Origin of the sequence: Halomarina pelagica, from assembly GCF_024228315.1 — an archaeon.
Taxonomy (GTDB): Archaea; Halobacteriota; Halobacteria; order Halobacteriales; family Haloarculaceae; genus Halomarina; species Halomarina pelagica.
Window position 1 is genome coordinate 1,623,892 of the sequence record NZ_CP100454.1, and the last position, 15,507, is coordinate 1,639,398.

The following is a 15,507-nucleotide window of genomic DNA, read 5'->3' on the forward strand; positions in this document are numbered from 1 at the left end:
CAGGTGGTTCAGACGCTGACGTAGTCCTTGCCGGTGAGCACGTCGGGGACGTTCACGCCGTAGATGGACGACGCGCCGGACTGGTCGACGAGCTGGAGTTCGACTTCCTCGCCGGCGGCGATCCCGGTACCCTCGATGTCGTCGGCGCTGACGGTGATGACGAGCTTCTCGCCGGTGTCGAGGACGGTGTCGGACGCGGCGCTACCGTCGGTGTCGTTGACGCTGAACGCGGTTCCGTTCGCGGTCGCGGCCTGCGTCAGCGTCGCGCTCGCGGTGTCGCTGGTGTACTGGACCGTCGCCTCGGAGAGGTCGATCGGATCGGCACCGGCGGCCTTCTTCACGACGAGTTCGACGTCGTTGACGTCGCCGTTCGCGGAGTCAACGACGCCGGTCGCGCTGATGACGTCGATGTGGTTGCTGACCTGTGCCCGTGCGTCGGCACCGGTGTCCTCCGCCTGCGACTGCAGCACGCCGGACGTGTTGATGAGCACGCCCGCGGCTACGGCGGCGACGAGCACCAGCGCGATGAAGATGATGAGCGTGCCGATACCGACCTGGCCGCGCTCATCCGCGGTTTCGTTGTTGAACAGTTTCATTGGTGTACCTGTGCCGCTCCTCGACCCCGGGCGCGTTCGCCCGCGCGGGCGCGGTCCGCCCGCCGCCGCCGAAGCGGGAGCGGCGGGCCGACGGTGCCGGAGCGGAGCGGTCTTTCGGGTAGGGTTGCCCCCGGAGAGGGCGACCCCCCGCGACGTATTCAATCGGGGGACGGACTCGCGATCCGAATCGAACCCGGTATCGAGTCTCGAAACGCGACACGAGTCGGAGTCGGCAGTTATACCGCCCGGTCAGGTAGCGGGCAAGTGAGAGTCCCGCTCGTCCGCCGACGGCGAGGGGACGGGTGACACATGTTCAAGGCACTCACACAGCTCTTCGGCGGCGCGCGAGACGGCGAGGACGCCGACGGCGACGACGACGCCGACGACTCCGGGACGTCGCCGGCGGAGGCCAACGACTCCGACGGGCCCCCGGAACCGGGCCGCGACGCACCGGACGGGGAGTCCCGAGTCGGGGGAGGGGACGGCGGCGGGGGTAACGGCGGGACGATCGACGCCGAGACCGGCGACGGGACGCCGGAGGGCCCGACGACCGTGGACGACCTCGAGTACCGACTCGGCGAACTCGAATCGGAGCTTGAGGCGGCGATGCGGTCGGTCGAGCGCACCGAGCGCGCACAGGAGGACGTGGAGGAGACCGTCGAGGAGGTCGAGGACACGGTCCGCCGCCTCCTCGGCGTCTACGACCGACTGACCCGCGAGGCGAACCCCTTCGCGGACGGGGTCGCCAGGGAGGGAGGGCGGTTCGGGGTCGTCGGGCCGGTCGACGGCGATGGCGACCTCGACTCGGCCGACGGCGCTGACGAGACCGACGGCACCGACCAGACCGACGGTACTGACGAGACCGGCTCAGTCGGGCGCACCGACCCGGACGACGCGCCCGGGGCGGGGACGGAGGCGGGCGCGGAGAGAGCGGAGGGCGTGGAGAGAGCGGAGGCGGACGGAGCGCCGGGGACGGGGAGCGGCGACGGCCCACCCGGTGCGGACGCCGACGCGAGCGGGGACGAGGGTCGGCACGACGACCCCCCGTCGTCCGACGGCGTCGTCACGGTCGACGACCTCAAGCGCGCGGCGGCCGACGGCCCGCCCGATGCGAGCGACGGTCCGGTCCTGCTCGCGACGGTCGCGGAGACGTACCCCGCGGACGCGCTCGCCTTCGAGTGGCTCTCGACGCTGGTCGAGACGGCCGGACCGGCCGGCGCGGTGAAGGCGCTCGGGTACTACGAGACCGTCGGCTGGATCTCCGACGACGTGCGTTCGTACCTCGAACAGGCGGTCTCGGGACCCGGCATCGACATCGACGTCGATCCGAACGACCCGCGGGACGTCACCGCCGCGGATCACGCGACGAGCTACGACTACGTGATGAAACTCCGGGTCGTGGGCGACCTCGAGACCGCCGGCGCGGCCGCCGTCGAGGGGTGAGATGGGCTTCAGTGCGAGCGGTGCGACGGCCGTCGTCTTCGTCGGACTCCTCGTGAGCGTCGGCACCCTCGCGCCGGTACTCGACGCGAGCTACGAACGGCGTTCGGAGGCGCAGGACCGACGGGCGGAACGCCTGCTCGACCGCCGGGAGACGGCCGTCGAGACGGTGAACGCGACCTACGACAACTCGACCGGGGAGGTGACGCTCGTCGTCGCGAACGCCGGGACGACCGGGCTGTCGGTCGACGACACTGACCTGCTCGTCGACGGGCGGTACGTCGCGAACTGGACGGCGAGCGTCGAGGGTGATCCCGGGCGGACGACGTGGCTGAGCGGCGAGAACCTGACCGCGACGGCGACGGCCCCGACGAAGCCCGAGCGCGTCGTCCTCGTCACCGAGACGGGGATCCGGGCGGTCGCGACGGACGTCGTGGAGGTGCCCTGATGGCGAGCGTCTCCGTCTCGAACCTCGTGCTGTTCATCGCGGCGCTGACCGTCGCGGTCGGCGTCTCGGGGACGATGGCGTCGAGCGTGGCGGACATCAGCGAGGCGCTCGACGACAAGAGCCTCGACGTGAGCCGGGACATCGACACCGAGATCGAGGTGATCAGCGACGCCGGGAGCGACGCGGTGTACGACGACTCGACGGGGACGGTCACCCTCCTCGTGAAGAACACCGGCCGCGCGACGCTCCCGAGCGCCCCCGACCGGATCGACGTGCTCGTCGACGGGCGGTACGTCGAGGCGAGCGCGAAGTCGACCCGCGTGCTCGACGACTCCGCGTGGACGAGCGGGAGCGTCCTCGAACTGACCGTCGATCGGTCGCTCGCGGCGGGCGAACACCGCGCGGCCGTCGTCGTCGACGGTGACGAGGAGGTATTCGAGTTCCACACCGGACCATGACCGACCACTACTCCATCGGACTGGAAGCGCGCGATCGCGTGAACCACGCTATCGGCGGCGGACTCCCCGCCGGGCACGTCGTCCTGATCGAGGGACCGGACGGCGGCGGCAAGAGCGTGCTCGGCCAGCGGTTCGCCTACGGACTGGCCTGCGAGGGGACGCCGACCGCGTACGTCTCGACGGAGCTGTCGAGTTCGGGGTTCGTCGATCAGATGCACTCGCTGTCGTACGACGTGGTGGATCACCTGCTCGCAGAGCGCCTGCTGTTCGTCCGCGCCGACGTGACCGGCGAGCGCCGCCTGCTCGCGCGGCTGATGGACGACAGCCCCCTCTGGCGGGCGGACGTGCTCGTCGTCGACGGGCTCGACGCCATCCTCAGGAACGACCCCGAGGTGGTCGCGGCGCGCTCGCGCGGCGAGGACGGCCGCGTGCTCCAGTCGTTCGTCGCGCGGCTGGGGCAGGCGACGGCCGCCGAGAAGACGGTCGTGCTGACCGTGAACCCGGAGCCGGTCAGCGAGCGCGCGATGCGCCCGCTGCGCGACGCGGCCGGCGTCTACCTGGAGATCGAGACGACCCCCGTCGGCCAGGACATCAGGCGTAGCGCCCTCGTCCACCGGTTCGCCGAGATGGCGAACCCCGTGAACGACACCATCGGGTTCTCGGTCCAGCAGGGGCGCGGGATCACCATCGAGAGCCGGACCGTCGCATAATGGCGGAGTTCGGGACGCGACACCTCGGAGGGGAGCTTGCGGCGGCGGCGCGACGCCACCGTCACCTCGCGGAGCACCTGGAGGCGTTCTACGACCGGGTCGGGGAGTACCCCCTCCTGATCGACGGCCCGACGAAGGAGTACGCCTCGCGCCGCCCGAACGTCATCTACCACGCCGACGGCCCCATCTACAGCCACGTCCACGGCGACCGGGGGACGGCCACCCGCTACTACTGCGTCGAGCCGACGCTGACGGCCGAGGGGCGGGCGCTCTACGCCGAGGTGCGCGAGCGCGTCCTCGATCTGAGCGCGACTCGACCGCCGCCGAACGCCGAGGAGGCGTTCACCGACTTCGTCGACGACATCCTCGACGACGTCCTCCGGATCGACGACGGCGGGGCCGCCGGCCCCCTCGCGACCCTCCGGGACCGCCTCGGCGTCGGTCGCATCCGGGTCGACGAGGAGACCGCCTCGCGGCTCCGCTACTACCTCCGGCGGGACATCGTCGGCCTCGGCCCGCTCGAACCCGTGATGGCCGACGACGCGAACGAGGACGTCCACGTCATCGGGCCGGACGGCTGCTACGTCGACCACGCCGTCTACGGGATGCTGGAGACGACCGCGACCTTCGAGAGCGACGAGGCGTTCCAGAACTGGATCCGCAACATGGGCGAGCGGATGGACAACCCGGTGAGCGACTCCCAGCCGATCGTCGACGCCACCCTCCCGAACGGCTCGCGCATCAACGTCATCTACTCCGACGACGTCTCGATCAAGGGGCCGTCGCTCACCATCCGCCAGGGCGAGGACGTCCCGCTCTCGATCCTCCAGATCACGAAGTGGGGGACGCTCTCGCCCGAACTCGCGGCGTACCTCTGGCTCTGCCTGGAGAACGAGCGGACGGTCTTCGTCGTCGGCGAGACCGCGAGCGGGAAGACGACGACCCTCAACGCCACGTTCTCGTTCATCCCCCGCGACCACAAGATCTACACCGCGGAGGACACCGCCGAGGTGATGCCACCCCACGACACCTGGCAGCAACTGCTGACCCGCGAGGGACAGGGCGGCGGGGACGCCGACGTGGACATGTTCGACCTCGTGGCCGCCGCGCTGCGCTCGCGACCCGACTACATCGTCATGGGCGAGGTGCGGGGCGCGGAGGGACAGATGGCGTTCCAGGCGGCCCAGACCGGCCACCCGGTACTGCTCACCTTCCACGCGAGCGACATCGTCTCGATGATCCAGCGGTTCACCTCCAACCCGATCAACGTCCCCGAGACGTTCATGGGCAACTGCGACGTGGCGCTGTTCCAGAACCGCGTCAAGCGCGGCGACGACGTGCTCCGCCGGGTGACGAGCGTCCAGGAGATCGAGGGCTACTCGAAGCACGAGGGGGGCGTCATCACCCGCCAGGCGTTCGGCTGGGACCCCCGCGACGACGAGATCGTCTTCCAGGGGCGGAACAACTCCTACGTCCTCGAGGAGGGGATCGCGCCGCTGCTCGGCTACCACGACGTCCGCGAGATCTACGACGAACTCGACGAGCGCGCGGGGATCGTCCGCGCGCTCATCGACGCGGACGTGCTCGGGTACCACGAGGTGAACGCCGCCATCGAGGGCTACCAGCGCGACGGCCTGGAGGGCCTGCCGATCGACGTCGGCCGGGCGGGGGTGCGCTCGTGAACTCGGAGCGCGCGTTCGAGGTGAACCTGCGCCGGGCGGTCGCCGCCGTGATCGACTCGTACCGTCACCTCGGGACGTCCCTCCGTCGGTACGTCCTGCTCGCGCTCCTGCCGTCGGCGCTGTTCGCGCTCGGGGGCGTCGGCGCGACGGTCGCGCTGTCGCTCCCGCTCTCGATCGGCGGCCCCCTGTCCCTCCTCGGGACCTTCACCTTCGTCGTCGCCGTCGCCTACCCGAAGGTGGTGGAAGACCGGAAGCGAAAGCAGGTCCGCGAGCGGTTCCACCTCTTTCTGACCCACGTCACCGTGCTGTCGATGACGAACATCGACCGCGTGGAGGTGTTCCGGACGCTTGCGGCGGAGGAGGAGTACCGCGCCATCGCCGAGGAGATGGCGCGGATCGTCGCCCTCGTCGACACCTGGAACCAGAGCCTCGACGACGCCTGCCGGATGCGCGCCCGGCGCGTCCCGAGCGACCTGCTCGCGGACTTCCTCGAACGGCTGGCCTACACCGTCGGTGCGGGCCAGGAACTCGGCGACTTCCTCGTCGCCGAGCAGGACAGCATGCTCCAGCAGTTCGCCATCCGCTACGAGGGTGACCTCGCCAAGCTGGACGTGCTGCGCGAACTCTACCTCTCGCTGATGCTCTCGGTGACGTTCATCCTCGTGTTCGCCACCGTCCTGCCGATCATCGTCGGCGTCGAGCCGACGCTGCTCGTGGGCGGGGTCGTCGGCCTGCTCGCGGTCGTCCAGTGTGGCTTCCTGTTCGTCGTCCACACCGTCGCGCCGTACGATCCCGTCTGGTACGCCTCGGGGATCGACCGCACGCCCGCCCGGCGGGTTCGGCGGACGCTCGTCGCGGGCGTGGCCGGCACCGCGCTCGCCGTCGCGGGGGCCGCCGCGGTCCGCCTGGGGGTCACCCCCGTCGATCCCGCCGGGGTCCCCCTCGCGGCGTACGTGGCCGTACCGGTGACGCCGCTGCTCCTGCCGGGACTGGCGATGCGTCGCGAGGAGAACCGCGTGAAGGAGCGTGACGAGGGGTTCCCGCCGTTCGTCCGGGCGCTGGGGAGCGTCGAGAGCGTCAAGCAGACCTCGACCGCGAACGTCCTGCGGACGCTCCGGCGGAAGGACTTCGGCCCGCTCACGGAGAACGTCGATCACCTCTACCGGCGGCTGAACACGCGCATCGACACGACGCGCGCCTGGCGGCTGTTCGCCGTCGAGACGGGGTCGTACCTCATCCAGAAGTTCGGAGACATGTACGTGATCGGGCGGCGGATGGGCGGCGACCCGAAGCGCCTCGGACAGGTCATCAGCCGGAACATGACGGAGGTGCTCAAGCTGCGCGAGCGGCGCGCCCAGGAGACCGCGACGTTCGTCGGCGTCGTCTACGGCATCACCGCCGCGAGCGTCTTCTCCGCGTTCGTCGGCCTCGAGATCGCCGTCCTCCTGACGGACATCGCGAAGGGGTTCGACGCCGACAACCCGATGATGCACACGCTGTTCAACCCCGAACGCTACGACGTGGCGACGATGGAGTTGCTCCTGCTCTTCGTCGTCCTCCTGAACGCGCTCGTCTCGGCGGTGATGATCCGCATCATGGACCGCGGACACACGGTCAACGCCTACCACCACTTCGTGCTGCTCACGTGGCTCGGTGCGGGCGTCGCCGTCGTCACCGGAGAACTCATCGGGAGCCTGATCACCGTGTGAGCCGTCGGGAAGAAGCCGTGACGCGGTCGACTGCGACAGCTGCGTCGGCGAGGACCGTCCCGACCGCCGACTCGAACCTCGATATCGGGCGGACGTTCATACCCCGCCTGCGAGAGGCGTAGGCAGGGACACCGCCATGGGAACGACGAAGCCGTACCTCACGAACCTTCACAACTCGCCCGAGCAGACGCCGTACGTCCTCGAGTGGACCGAGTTCCTCGGCGGGACGTTCGGCGCGAGCGGCGCGCTGAACGCGCTTCAGTACTACGAGCTGCTCGGCTGGATCACCCCCCGCGTTCGCCGCCAGATGGCTGAGTACCTCCAGGGGCTGTCGACGGGCGAACTCCACACCAAGAAGTACGACGAACCGGCGGCGGTCGAACTCCCGCTGGAGTCGCTCTCCGGGACGCCGTTCGGCGTCCACGCCCGCTCGCTCGCCTACGTCGCCGCCATCGCCGGGGACAACCTCGGCTCGGAACTCGCCGCGGTCCAGGTCGCGGAGAGCCGGATCGAGGAACGGGGTCGCGCAGAGCGACGGGAGGAGTCGGCTTCGAAACGCGACGGGGTCGCGCGCTCCGTCCCCATCGAGGAAGACTAGGGACGAAGGGAGCTACGGGAGCGAGAGCGCCGCCAGGTCGACGTGCTCCCGGACGAGGCGCGCGGCGCGGTCGTACGGCGACGGCGACGTCACCGCACGGGGGCGTTCTACCCCCCGATGCGCGTAGACCGCGTCGAGGAACGCCTCGCGCGCGATCCGGTTCTCGAACAGTCCGTGGAGGTACGTGCCGAACACGCGGTCGGTCGCCGCGCCCTCAGCTCCGCGCTCCCCCTCCGCGGGGAACGGCCGTTCGATCGGCGCTCGCGGCCGCGTCCGACCCATGTGGATCTCGTACCCCGACACCCGACCCGACGCGCCGGCGAGCGGACCGCACCCCGTAAGGGTGCGCGTCACCGGTTCGACCCGCTTCGCCCCCTCGAATCGGGTCTCGACCGGGAGGAGGCCGAAGCCGTCGAGTTCGTCCGCGTCGCCCGTCCCCTCGACGCTCGCGTTCGCGAGCCGTTCGCCGAGCAGTTGATAGCCGCCGCAGAGCCCGACCACGGGCCCGTCGAAGGCGGCGAGGCGGTCGCCGAAGCCCGCCGCGCGGAGCGCGAGCAGGTCGTCGACGGTGTTCTTCGTCCCCGGGAGCACGAGCGCGTCCGCGCCGTCGAGCGGCGCGTCGAGCGGGAGGTAGGTGACCCGGACGCCCGGTTCCCGCGCGAGCGGGTCGAGGTCGGTGAAGTTCGAGATGCGCGGGAGCCGGGGGACGGCGACCGTGACCGCGCGGTCGTCGGGGACGCCGTCGTCCGCACCTCGAACCGCCGCCCCGCCTCCCGCCGGGAGCGAGACGCTGTCCTCCTCGGGGAGGCCCGGGTCGTCGTAGGGGAGGACGCCGAGGACCGGTACGCCGAAGCGGTCCTCGAAGGCCTCGACGCCGGGATCGAGCAGCGAGCGGTCGCCGCGGAACTTCGTGATCACGCAGCCGACGACCCGCTCGCGGAGGTCGTCGGGCATCAGTTCGAGGGTGCCCGCGAGGCTGGCGAAGACGCCGCCGCGCTCGATGTCGGCGACGAGGACGATCCGCACGCTCCCCGACCCGCGGTCCGCGAACCGGGCCGTCTCGACGTTGGCGAGGTCGCGGTGGTGGAGGTTGATCTCCGCGACGCTGCCCGCGCCCTCGGCGACGATCACGTCGTGGTCGGCGGCCAGCCGTCGCCAGGACGCCTCGGCCGCGGCGCGGGCGCGCTCCCAGTGCTCGTCGTAGTAGTCGCCCGCCGCGAAGTGGCCGACCGCGCGCCCGTCGATCACCAGTTGCGACTCGCCCCCGCCGCGCGGTTTGAGGAGGACGGGGTTGTGGTCGGTCGTGGCGGGGATCCGGGCGGCCCGCGCCTGCACGTACTGGGAGACGCCGATCTCCCCGAACCCGCCGTCGGGCGTCGCGACCGCGCGGGCGTTGTTCGACATGTTCTGGGCCTTGAACGGCGCGACGCGCACGCCGGCGTCGGCGAGGACGCGACACAGGCCGGCCGCGACGGTCGACTTGCCGACGTGCGAGGCCGTGCCCGCGATCAGGTACGTTCTGACCATCGATCACCGGGAGCGCGTTCAAGCGACGGGGACGTTCGTGCTCGCGACACGTCTCCGACGTGGGCGTCGGTCGGCCTGAACCTGTCGGCGCGAGCCGCACGATTCTACGGGAGTGAGAACCAGGAACCGGGTATATCCGACTTCCCGGACTACACTTATCCGTAAGGTGAGAACGATGACGAAAACGACTGCGAACCGGTTCGAGACCCGCCTCGGCGGCGTGACTGTCACCGGCCGCGCGCACGGCCTCAGCGCGTGGTTCGTCCTGGCGCTCCGGCTCATGATGGGCTACGCGTTCCTCCACGCCGGGTGGACGAAGCTGTTCGCCGCCGAACCGTTCGGCGCGCGCGGCTACCTGCTGAAGGTCGCGGCGACCAACGGCAACCCGCTCGAGGGGGTGTTCTACTGGATGGGCACCACCGACTGGTTCGTCGCGGTCGCGAACCTCGCCGTCCCGTGGGGCGAACTGCTCATCGGCCTCGGGCTCCTCGTGGGTGCGCTGACCCGCCTCGCGGCGTTCTTCGGCGCGCTGATGATGCTCACGTTCTACTTCGGGAACTGGGACGTCGCCCACGGCCTGGTCAACGGCGACCTGGCCTACATGCTCGTGTTCCTGACCGTGGCCGCCCTCGGCGCGGGCCGCATCCTCGGTCTCGACGCGCTCATCGAGCGCTACGAGATCGACGGCGAGGCGCTCATCGAGCGCTACCCCGCGCTCGAGTACGTCCTCGGCTGACCGTCGGCAGACCCTCGGCCGACGCCGGGACGACGCCGAACCGGTCGCCCCTCTTTTCCGCGGCCGAACGCGACCGTCAGTACTCCGTCCCCTTCCGGGCGCGCTGGCCGGCGTCGATGGGGTGTCGCTCCTTCGCGACGCGCGTCACGAGGTCGGCGCGCTCCGCGAGGTAGTCCGGTCGCGCGTGGCTCCCGGTGAGGACGAGTTCGAGCGCGTCGGGCTTCGACTCGACCAGTTCGACGACCGCCTCGGGCGGGACCAGGTCGCGGTCGGCGGCGTAGAGCAGTTCGTCGAGGATCAGCATGTTGACCCCCGCCTCGGGCGGCCCGTCGGGGTCGAGCGGCCGCGAGAGGTCCGCGTCCCGGGCCGCCTCGACGAGGTCGGTCGCGCGCTCGAAACCCGCCCGCGCCTCGCGCAGGTGGTCCTCGTCCGCGCTCCCGTCGTTCATCGCGTGCCAGCCGTAGTGGCCCGCGTTCTCGTAGGAGAACCCGGGGAGGGCGGCGATGGCGTTGTACTCGCCGCGGACGGCCTCGACGCTCGACGCGCCGCCCTTCATGAACTGGAGCAGGTGCACTCGATACCCGTGGCCGACCGCGCGCATCCCCATCCCGAGGGCGGCGGTCGTCTTCCCCTTCCCGTCGCCCCACCAGACCTGCACCAGGCCGAACTCCTCGGGGGCGGCGGGGTCGATAGTTCGTGCTTCGGGCGTGACACCACGCCCGGGCGTGGCGTCGAGCCGCGCGTCGCGGGCGTCGGCGTCTGGATCGTCGGTCACGGTGGGTCGGTACGGCGAGGGTCGAGATGAGGGTACCGACTGCCCAGGGCGAGTAACGAGACGGCTAACCCCGACGGCGATCGGTTACGCGTCGGATAACTATGGCCGACCGCGCTCTCCGACGTGTCGTGTCTCTGAATATTTCCATCGAATGTCCGAACTGTCGTGCGGTCGTGGAGGCCGAACCGGAGGACGCCGGATCGACGCGCCGGCTCCGCGGGCGGGAGGTCGGCTGCGACTGCGGTCACCGGATCGACCTCTACTACTACTGACGGGAGCTTCCGTGCGCGGTCGTGCACACACCGCACAACCCTTTTCAGGACCCGATGCCTACCACGGATCGAGATGGCAGATTCGATGAGCGAGTACCTCAAGCGGGACATGGAGTGCGAGGGCTTGCTCGAGTGCATTCACGGGCTGAAGGACCTGGACAGGGAGGTCTTTCGTATCCTCGTCGAGAGCGGCGAGTCGCTGACCGTCGACGAGGTGGCCGAGCGGGTCGGGCGGGAGCGTTCGACCGCCTACCGGGCGATCCAGCGGCTCCTGCAGGCGGGGTTCGTCCAGAAGGACCAGGTGAACTACGAGCAGGGCGGCTACTACCACGTCTACCGGCCGACCGACCCCGACGCGATCGCCGACGACATGCAGCGCATGCTCAACGACTGGTACGCCAAGATGGGCCAGCTCATCGGCGAGTTCCGCCGGAAGTACGACGACGCGGCCGCCTCCCCGCCGATCGAACAGTAGCGGGCGACGGGGCGACGAGCCACCGACCGAGAGACGATGGCCCGACACGACGACACCGACTCGGAGTTCGACCCGACCGGGGAGCGAGAGCGGAGCGTGGGCGAGGGGTTGTTCGACGAGACGATGAGTCCCGGATCGGCGTTCGCGCACCTCTACCGCGGCGAGATCCACCGCATGAAGTTCTGGCGCGAGCGCCTCGACCGCACGACCAACTGGGCGGTCACGATCATGGCCGCCGTCCTCACGTGGGCGTTCAGCAGTTCCGACCGACCCCACTACATCATCCTCGTCGGCGTGGCCGCGGTGACGATGTTCCTCGTCATCGAGGCGCGCCGGTACCGCGGGTACGACATCTGGCGATCGCGCGTGCGCCTGCTCCAGGAGAACGTCTTCGCCAACGCGCTCGACCCGAGTTCGGGCGTCGTCGACCCCCGGTGGCGACGGGAGTTGAGCCAGGACTACCGCCGCCCCGTCGCGAAGATCACCTGGGAGGAGGCGATCGCCCACCGCCTCCGGCGGATCTACCTCCCGCTGCTCTCGCTGCTCCTCCTCGCGTGGCTCCTCCGCGTCGTCGTCCTCACGCCCGACGCCGAGTGGCCGGCGAGCGCCGCGATCGGGGCGATCCCGGGGGCGCTCGTGACCGCCGCTGTCGTCCTGTTCTACGCGGCCCTCGCGGTCGTCGCGTTCCGTCCCCGGCGGTGGCGAGCGATGGGCGAACTCCGCCGACAGAACGTCGGCGCGTGGGAGGACGAGGACTAGAGCGAGTCGATGGACTCGACGAAGCGGTCGAACGCGCCGCTCTCGGCGTGGACGTGCGCGTAGGTCCCGAGCGTCCGGTACTCGAGGAGGCCGTCGCGCTCGCCGTCGATCCCCCGTCCGCGCGCCACGTCGAAGGCGAAGCGGGCGTCCGACCCCACGTCAGCCGCCGAGTAGTGGAACTCGTGACCGCGTAGCGTCTCGCCCGCCCGCGCGGTGGGCGCGTCCCGCCGCGCGGTCAGTTCGACGTGATCCAGCGCCTGGAATCGGTCGCACATCCGCACCTCGGCGGGGAGGACGCCCGCCATGCCGTGGGTCTCCCCGTCCACCTCGAGCGACTCCGCGAGCGCCATCAACCCCCCGCACTCCCCGAAGACCGGGAGGCCCTCCGGCGCGCGCTCCCCGATCGTCTCGAGCGCGGGGCTCGCGGCGAGCGCGGCGGCGTGGCGCTCGGGGTAGCCCCCCGAGAGGTACACCCCGTCGCAGTCGGGGAGGTCGTCGCCTGCCGTCGGCGCGAACGTCTCGACGACCGCCCGCTCGCGCAGGCGCTCGACCGTCGCCGGGTAGAGAAAGCGGAAAGCGTCGTCGCGGGCGACGGCGACGCGCGCGCCGGTCTGCGATCCCGGCTCCGGTGGCTCGGGCCGGGGCGGGGCGCGCGCCAGGTCGCGCACGCGCTCCGCGTCGAGGTGCGCCGCGGCGGCCGACAGCGCCTCCCGGCCGAGCGGCGCTTCGTCGCCCATGTGGAGGCCGAGGTGGCGATCGGGGATCTCGAGGTCCTCGCGCGGCGGGATCCGCCCGAGGTACTCGATCCCCTCGGGGAGCGCGTCGCGGATGCCCCGCTCGTGGCGGCCACCGTGGGCACGCTGGGCGACGATCCCGACCACGTCCACGTCGATCCCGGCGTGCGCCGCGTAGGCGCGGAACCCGAGCGCCGTCGCGGCGACGCTCTCCATGCCCGCCTTCGCGTCGACGACGAGCACGACCGGCAGGTCGAGGATCGCCGCGACCCGAGCCGTGCTCACGTCCCCGTCGTAGAGCCCCATCATCCCCTCGACGACGCAGACGGGGGGCGACCCCGCGCTCCCGGCGGCCGAGCGCGCCCCGCCGGCGTCGTCCGCGCCGCGGTAGTAGTTGCGACGCATCCCCTCCTCGCCCTCCAGCCACGGGTCGAGCGTCCGCGAGGGGCGACCGGTGACCGCGGCGTGGTGGCTCGGGTCGATGAAGTCCGGGCCGGCCTTCGCGGGCCTGACGTCGTATCCGGCGTCCGAGAGCGCACGGCAGAGCGCCAGCGTGGCGACCGTCTTCCCCGCGCCGGAGTGTGTCCCGGCGACGACGATACCGTCCATGGCCGGGGGTTCGCGTCGGGGGACAAGGAGGCTACGGGTCGAGGCGAAAGGTGACTTGGACTCCGGCGAAAGTGCGCTGGGATATCTGGTAAACTACTTGCGCCGGGGGACGCAAAGGGGGGTATGACAGACGGCGACCGCGACGTCTCGGTCCTGCGGAACAAGCGGGACGCCTCGCGCTACCAGATCCTCGTCGCCATCGCCGCCCGCCAGCCGGCGGTGAGCCAGCAGGAGATCGCCGACGCCGTCGGCGTCACGGCGCAGGCGGTGAGCGAGTACGTCCGCGACCTCGTCGACGCGGAGTACGTCGAGAAGCACGGCCGCGGGCGCTACGAGGTGACGAAGGAGGGCGTCGACTGGCTCATCTCCCGGACCGAGGACCTCCGCGATTACACCGAGTTCGTCACCGAGGAGGTGATCGGCCAGGTCGAATCCGAGACGGCGATCGCCGAGGCCGCCGTCGCGGCCGGCGACCGCGTCGCCCTCTCGATGCGCGACGGGACGCTCCACGCCGCCCCCGAGGGGACGGACGGCGCGCGGGCCGTCGCCATCACCGACGCCGAGGCGGGCGAGGACGTCGGCGTCGCGGAGTTCGAGGGGTTGCTCGACTACCGACCCGGCCGGGTGACCGTCGTCGTCCTCCCCGGCGTCCGCGAGGGGGGCAGTCGCGCGGTCGGCGCGGACCGCCTCGCCGCCCTCGCCGCCGACCACGACCTCGTCGCCGTCGCGGGGACGGAGGCGCTCGCGGCCGTCCGGCGGGCGGAGCGCGAACCCGACGTGCGCTTCGGAACCGCCCTCGCGGTCCAGGAGGCCGCCGTGCGGGGGCTGTCAGTCCTGCTGGTGCTCACGGCGCGCGAGCGCTCCGCGCACACCGACCGCCTGCGCGAGCACAACGTGAGCTACGAACTGGTGGACGCGAGGGAGTGAACGGCGGACGACTGACCGCGCCCCGTCGTCCGGCGCTACTCCTCGCCGGCGTCCCACCGCTGCGCAACCCGCCGTTCCACCGCCGCGAGTACCGTAGACAGGACGTCGAGCGGGTGGACCGACTCCAACGAGAGGCCCTCGACGCTCGTTCCGTCGGGCGGTCGATGAAAGTGAAGCCGAGGGTCGTGCGAGTTGGGGTGGCGATCCCACCGACAGGTCCAGCGCACGCCGTTCGCCGCCGTCTCGACGTACTGAACGGAGAAGTCGCCGCTCGTGAACCACCGGACGTCGAGCCGAGCGGCCTCGACCGTCGACGGATACCGCGCGGCGTCGAGTCGCGCCCGCAGGAGTTGCGGTTCGTACGCGTCAGGATCGAACGCCGTCGTCTCGACCAGCGGCTCGTCTGCCAGTCGTCGTTCGAGCAGGCGGAGCGTCTGTCGGTCGGGCGGACCCGTCGTCGGAGGCTCGTCGCCCGACACGACTATGCGGGGAGGAGGTGGCCGTCGTTCTGGGCGAGCCGACGCGCGAGTTCGTACAGGCGAACGTCGCGGTCGATGGCCCGCCACTCGCCGATCGCCGCCATCCGCTCGTGGATCGCCTCGTGGTCGTCCGAGTCGAACACCGAGACGGTCGTCGGATCGGTAGCCCCAAATCGCTCCTCGAACCGACGGCGGCGCTCCTCGAACCGCTCGACGCGCTCTACGATCTCGTCGATCGAGAGATCGGCGGCGATGCGACTGGCCTCCTGCCACTCTAAGTAGGCGTCGTTGCGCTCGTAGCGCGCCGGGCGACTCCCACGGTCGGCCCGGACGATCCCCATGTCCGCGAGGCGGTCGAGGTGTTTCTTCGCCGCGTTCGGCGAGCACTCGGCACGCTCGGCGATGCGGGGATACGGCGTCGGTTCCGAGATTCCGAGGACGGCGTCGTACACCCGGCCGAACGTGTCGGTCCGATCGCGCCAGCGACGACGAACCTCGTCGACGGCGTCCCGCGAGGGCACGGGATCGAAGTCGCTCATACGGGACGTACGCGCTACGTCGCAATATAGATTT

Annotated in this window: 17 protein-coding genes; 11 read left to right on the plus strand and 6 right to left on the minus strand. The window is 71.0% G+C overall.

Annotation, left to right across the window (positions count from 1 at the left end; all coding sequences use genetic code 11):
* Window positions 1-8 precede the first annotated feature (8 nt).
* Window positions 9-596 carry a flagellin gene (locus NKI68_RS08415; RefSeq protein ID WP_254546269.1) on the minus strand — a complete coding sequence of 196 codons (588 nt, stop codon included), beginning with the start codon at window positions 594-596 and terminating at the stop codon, window positions 9-11.
* Window positions 597-905: 309 nt separating this feature from the next.
* Between NKI68_RS08415 and NKI68_RS08420 the strand changes: the two genes are divergently transcribed.
* From NKI68_RS08420 to NKI68_RS08450, 7 genes are all read left to right on the plus strand, one after another.
* Window positions 906-2,039: a FlaD/FlaE family flagellar protein gene (locus NKI68_RS08420; protein ID WP_254546270.1), complete on the plus strand. Its 1,134-nt coding sequence runs from the start codon at window positions 906-908 to the stop codon at window positions 2,037-2,039.
* A gap of 1 nt (window position 2,040) precedes the next feature.
* Window positions 2,041-2,484, plus strand: a complete 444-nt coding sequence (arlF, locus tag NKI68_RS08425) for an archaellum stator protein ArlF (RefSeq protein WP_254546271.1) — start codon at window positions 2,041-2,043, stop codon at window positions 2,482-2,484.
* Window positions 2,484-2,942: an archaellum stator protein ArlG gene (gene arlG / locus NKI68_RS08430; RefSeq protein ID WP_254546272.1), complete on the plus strand. Its 459-nt coding sequence runs from the start codon at window positions 2,484-2,486 to the stop codon at window positions 2,940-2,942. Before arlF ends, arlG begins: the two co-directional genes overlap by 1 nt.
* Complete coding sequence (arlH, locus tag NKI68_RS08435) at window positions 2,939-3,652, plus strand: archaellum protein ArlH (RefSeq protein ID WP_254546273.1); 714 nt, start codon at window positions 2,939-2,941, stop codon at window positions 3,650-3,652. Before arlG ends, arlH begins: the two co-directional genes overlap by 4 nt.
* Entirely contained in the window at window positions 3,652-5,334 is a 1,683-nt protein-coding gene (gene flaI, locus NKI68_RS08440; protein ID WP_254546274.1) for an archaellum flagellar ATPase motor FlaI, read from the plus strand. Before arlH ends, flaI begins: the two co-directional genes overlap by 1 nt.
* Complete coding sequence (gene arlJ, locus NKI68_RS08445) at window positions 5,331-7,043, plus strand: archaellar assembly protein ArlJ/FlaJ (protein WP_254546275.1); 1,713 nt, start codon at window positions 5,331-5,333, stop codon at window positions 7,041-7,043. The genes flaI and arlJ overlap by 4 nt, the downstream gene beginning before the upstream one ends.
* Window positions 7,044-7,179: 136 nt before the next feature.
* A complete protein-coding gene (locus tag NKI68_RS08450) occupies window positions 7,180-7,641 on the plus strand; it encodes a FlaD/FlaE family flagellar protein (protein ID WP_254546276.1) in 462 nt (153 codons plus the stop codon).
* Window positions 7,642-7,653: 12 nt separating this feature from the next.
* Here NKI68_RS08450 and NKI68_RS08455 read toward each other — a convergent pair whose 3' ends face one another.
* Entirely contained in the window at window positions 7,654-9,168 is a 1,515-nt protein-coding gene (locus tag NKI68_RS08455; RefSeq protein ID WP_254546277.1) for a cobyric acid synthase, read from the minus strand.
* Between the two features lie 175 nt (window positions 9,169-9,343).
* Here NKI68_RS08455 and NKI68_RS08460 point away from each other — a divergent pair, with 175 nt between their 5' ends.
* Window positions 9,344-9,904, plus strand: coding sequence for a DoxX family protein (locus tag NKI68_RS08460; RefSeq protein WP_254546278.1), 561 nt, complete (start codon window positions 9,344-9,346; stop codon window positions 9,902-9,904).
* Between the two features lie 76 nt (window positions 9,905-9,980).
* Here NKI68_RS08460 and NKI68_RS08465 read toward each other — a convergent pair whose 3' ends face one another.
* Entirely contained in the window at window positions 9,981-10,679 is a 699-nt protein-coding gene (locus NKI68_RS08465; protein WP_368410941.1) for a cob(I)yrinic acid a,c-diamide adenosyltransferase, read from the minus strand.
* A gap of 345 nt (window positions 10,680-11,024) precedes the next feature.
* Between NKI68_RS08465 and NKI68_RS08470 the strand changes: the two genes are divergently transcribed.
* Both NKI68_RS08470 and NKI68_RS08475 read left to right on the plus strand, forming a co-directional pair.
* Window positions 11,025-11,426 (plus strand): helix-turn-helix domain-containing protein, encoded by a 402-nt coding sequence (locus NKI68_RS08470; protein ID WP_254546279.1) that lies wholly within the window; start codon window positions 11,025-11,027, stop codon window positions 11,424-11,426.
* Window positions 11,427-11,462: 36 nt separating this feature from the next.
* Entirely contained in the window at window positions 11,463-12,185 is a 723-nt protein-coding gene (locus NKI68_RS08475; RefSeq protein ID WP_254546280.1) for a DUF2270 domain-containing protein, read from the plus strand.
* Here NKI68_RS08475 and NKI68_RS08480 read toward each other — a convergent pair.
* Window positions 12,182-13,528 carry a cobyrinic acid a,c-diamide synthase gene (locus tag NKI68_RS08480; protein WP_254546281.1) on the minus strand — a complete coding sequence of 449 codons (1,347 nt, stop codon included), beginning with the start codon at window positions 13,526-13,528 and terminating at the stop codon, window positions 12,182-12,184. The two genes, NKI68_RS08475 and NKI68_RS08480, sit on opposite strands and share 4 nt — an antisense overlap.
* 123 nt (window positions 13,529-13,651) lie before the next feature.
* Between NKI68_RS08480 and NKI68_RS08485 the strand changes: the two genes are divergently transcribed.
* The gene (locus NKI68_RS08485; RefSeq protein ID WP_254546282.1) at window positions 13,652-14,455 is read left to right on the plus strand and encodes a DUF7839 domain-containing protein; all 804 of its coding nucleotides are present in this window, start codon (window positions 13,652-13,654) and stop codon (window positions 14,453-14,455) included.
* Window positions 14,456-14,490: 35 nt separating this feature from the next.
* Here NKI68_RS08485 and NKI68_RS08490 read toward each other — a convergent pair whose 3' ends face one another.
* Together NKI68_RS08490 and NKI68_RS08495 are read right to left on the minus strand one after the other, a co-directional pair.
* Window positions 14,491-14,940, minus strand: a complete 450-nt coding sequence (locus tag NKI68_RS08490) for a toxin-antitoxin system TumE family protein (RefSeq protein ID WP_438267815.1) — start codon at window positions 14,938-14,940, stop codon at window positions 14,491-14,493.
* Window positions 14,937-15,473, minus strand: a complete 537-nt coding sequence (locus NKI68_RS08495) for a DUF7342 family protein (protein WP_254546284.1) — start codon at window positions 15,471-15,473, stop codon at window positions 14,937-14,939. Before NKI68_RS08495 ends, NKI68_RS08490 begins: the two co-directional genes overlap by 4 nt.
* Window positions 15,474-15,507: the final 34 nt, after the last annotated feature.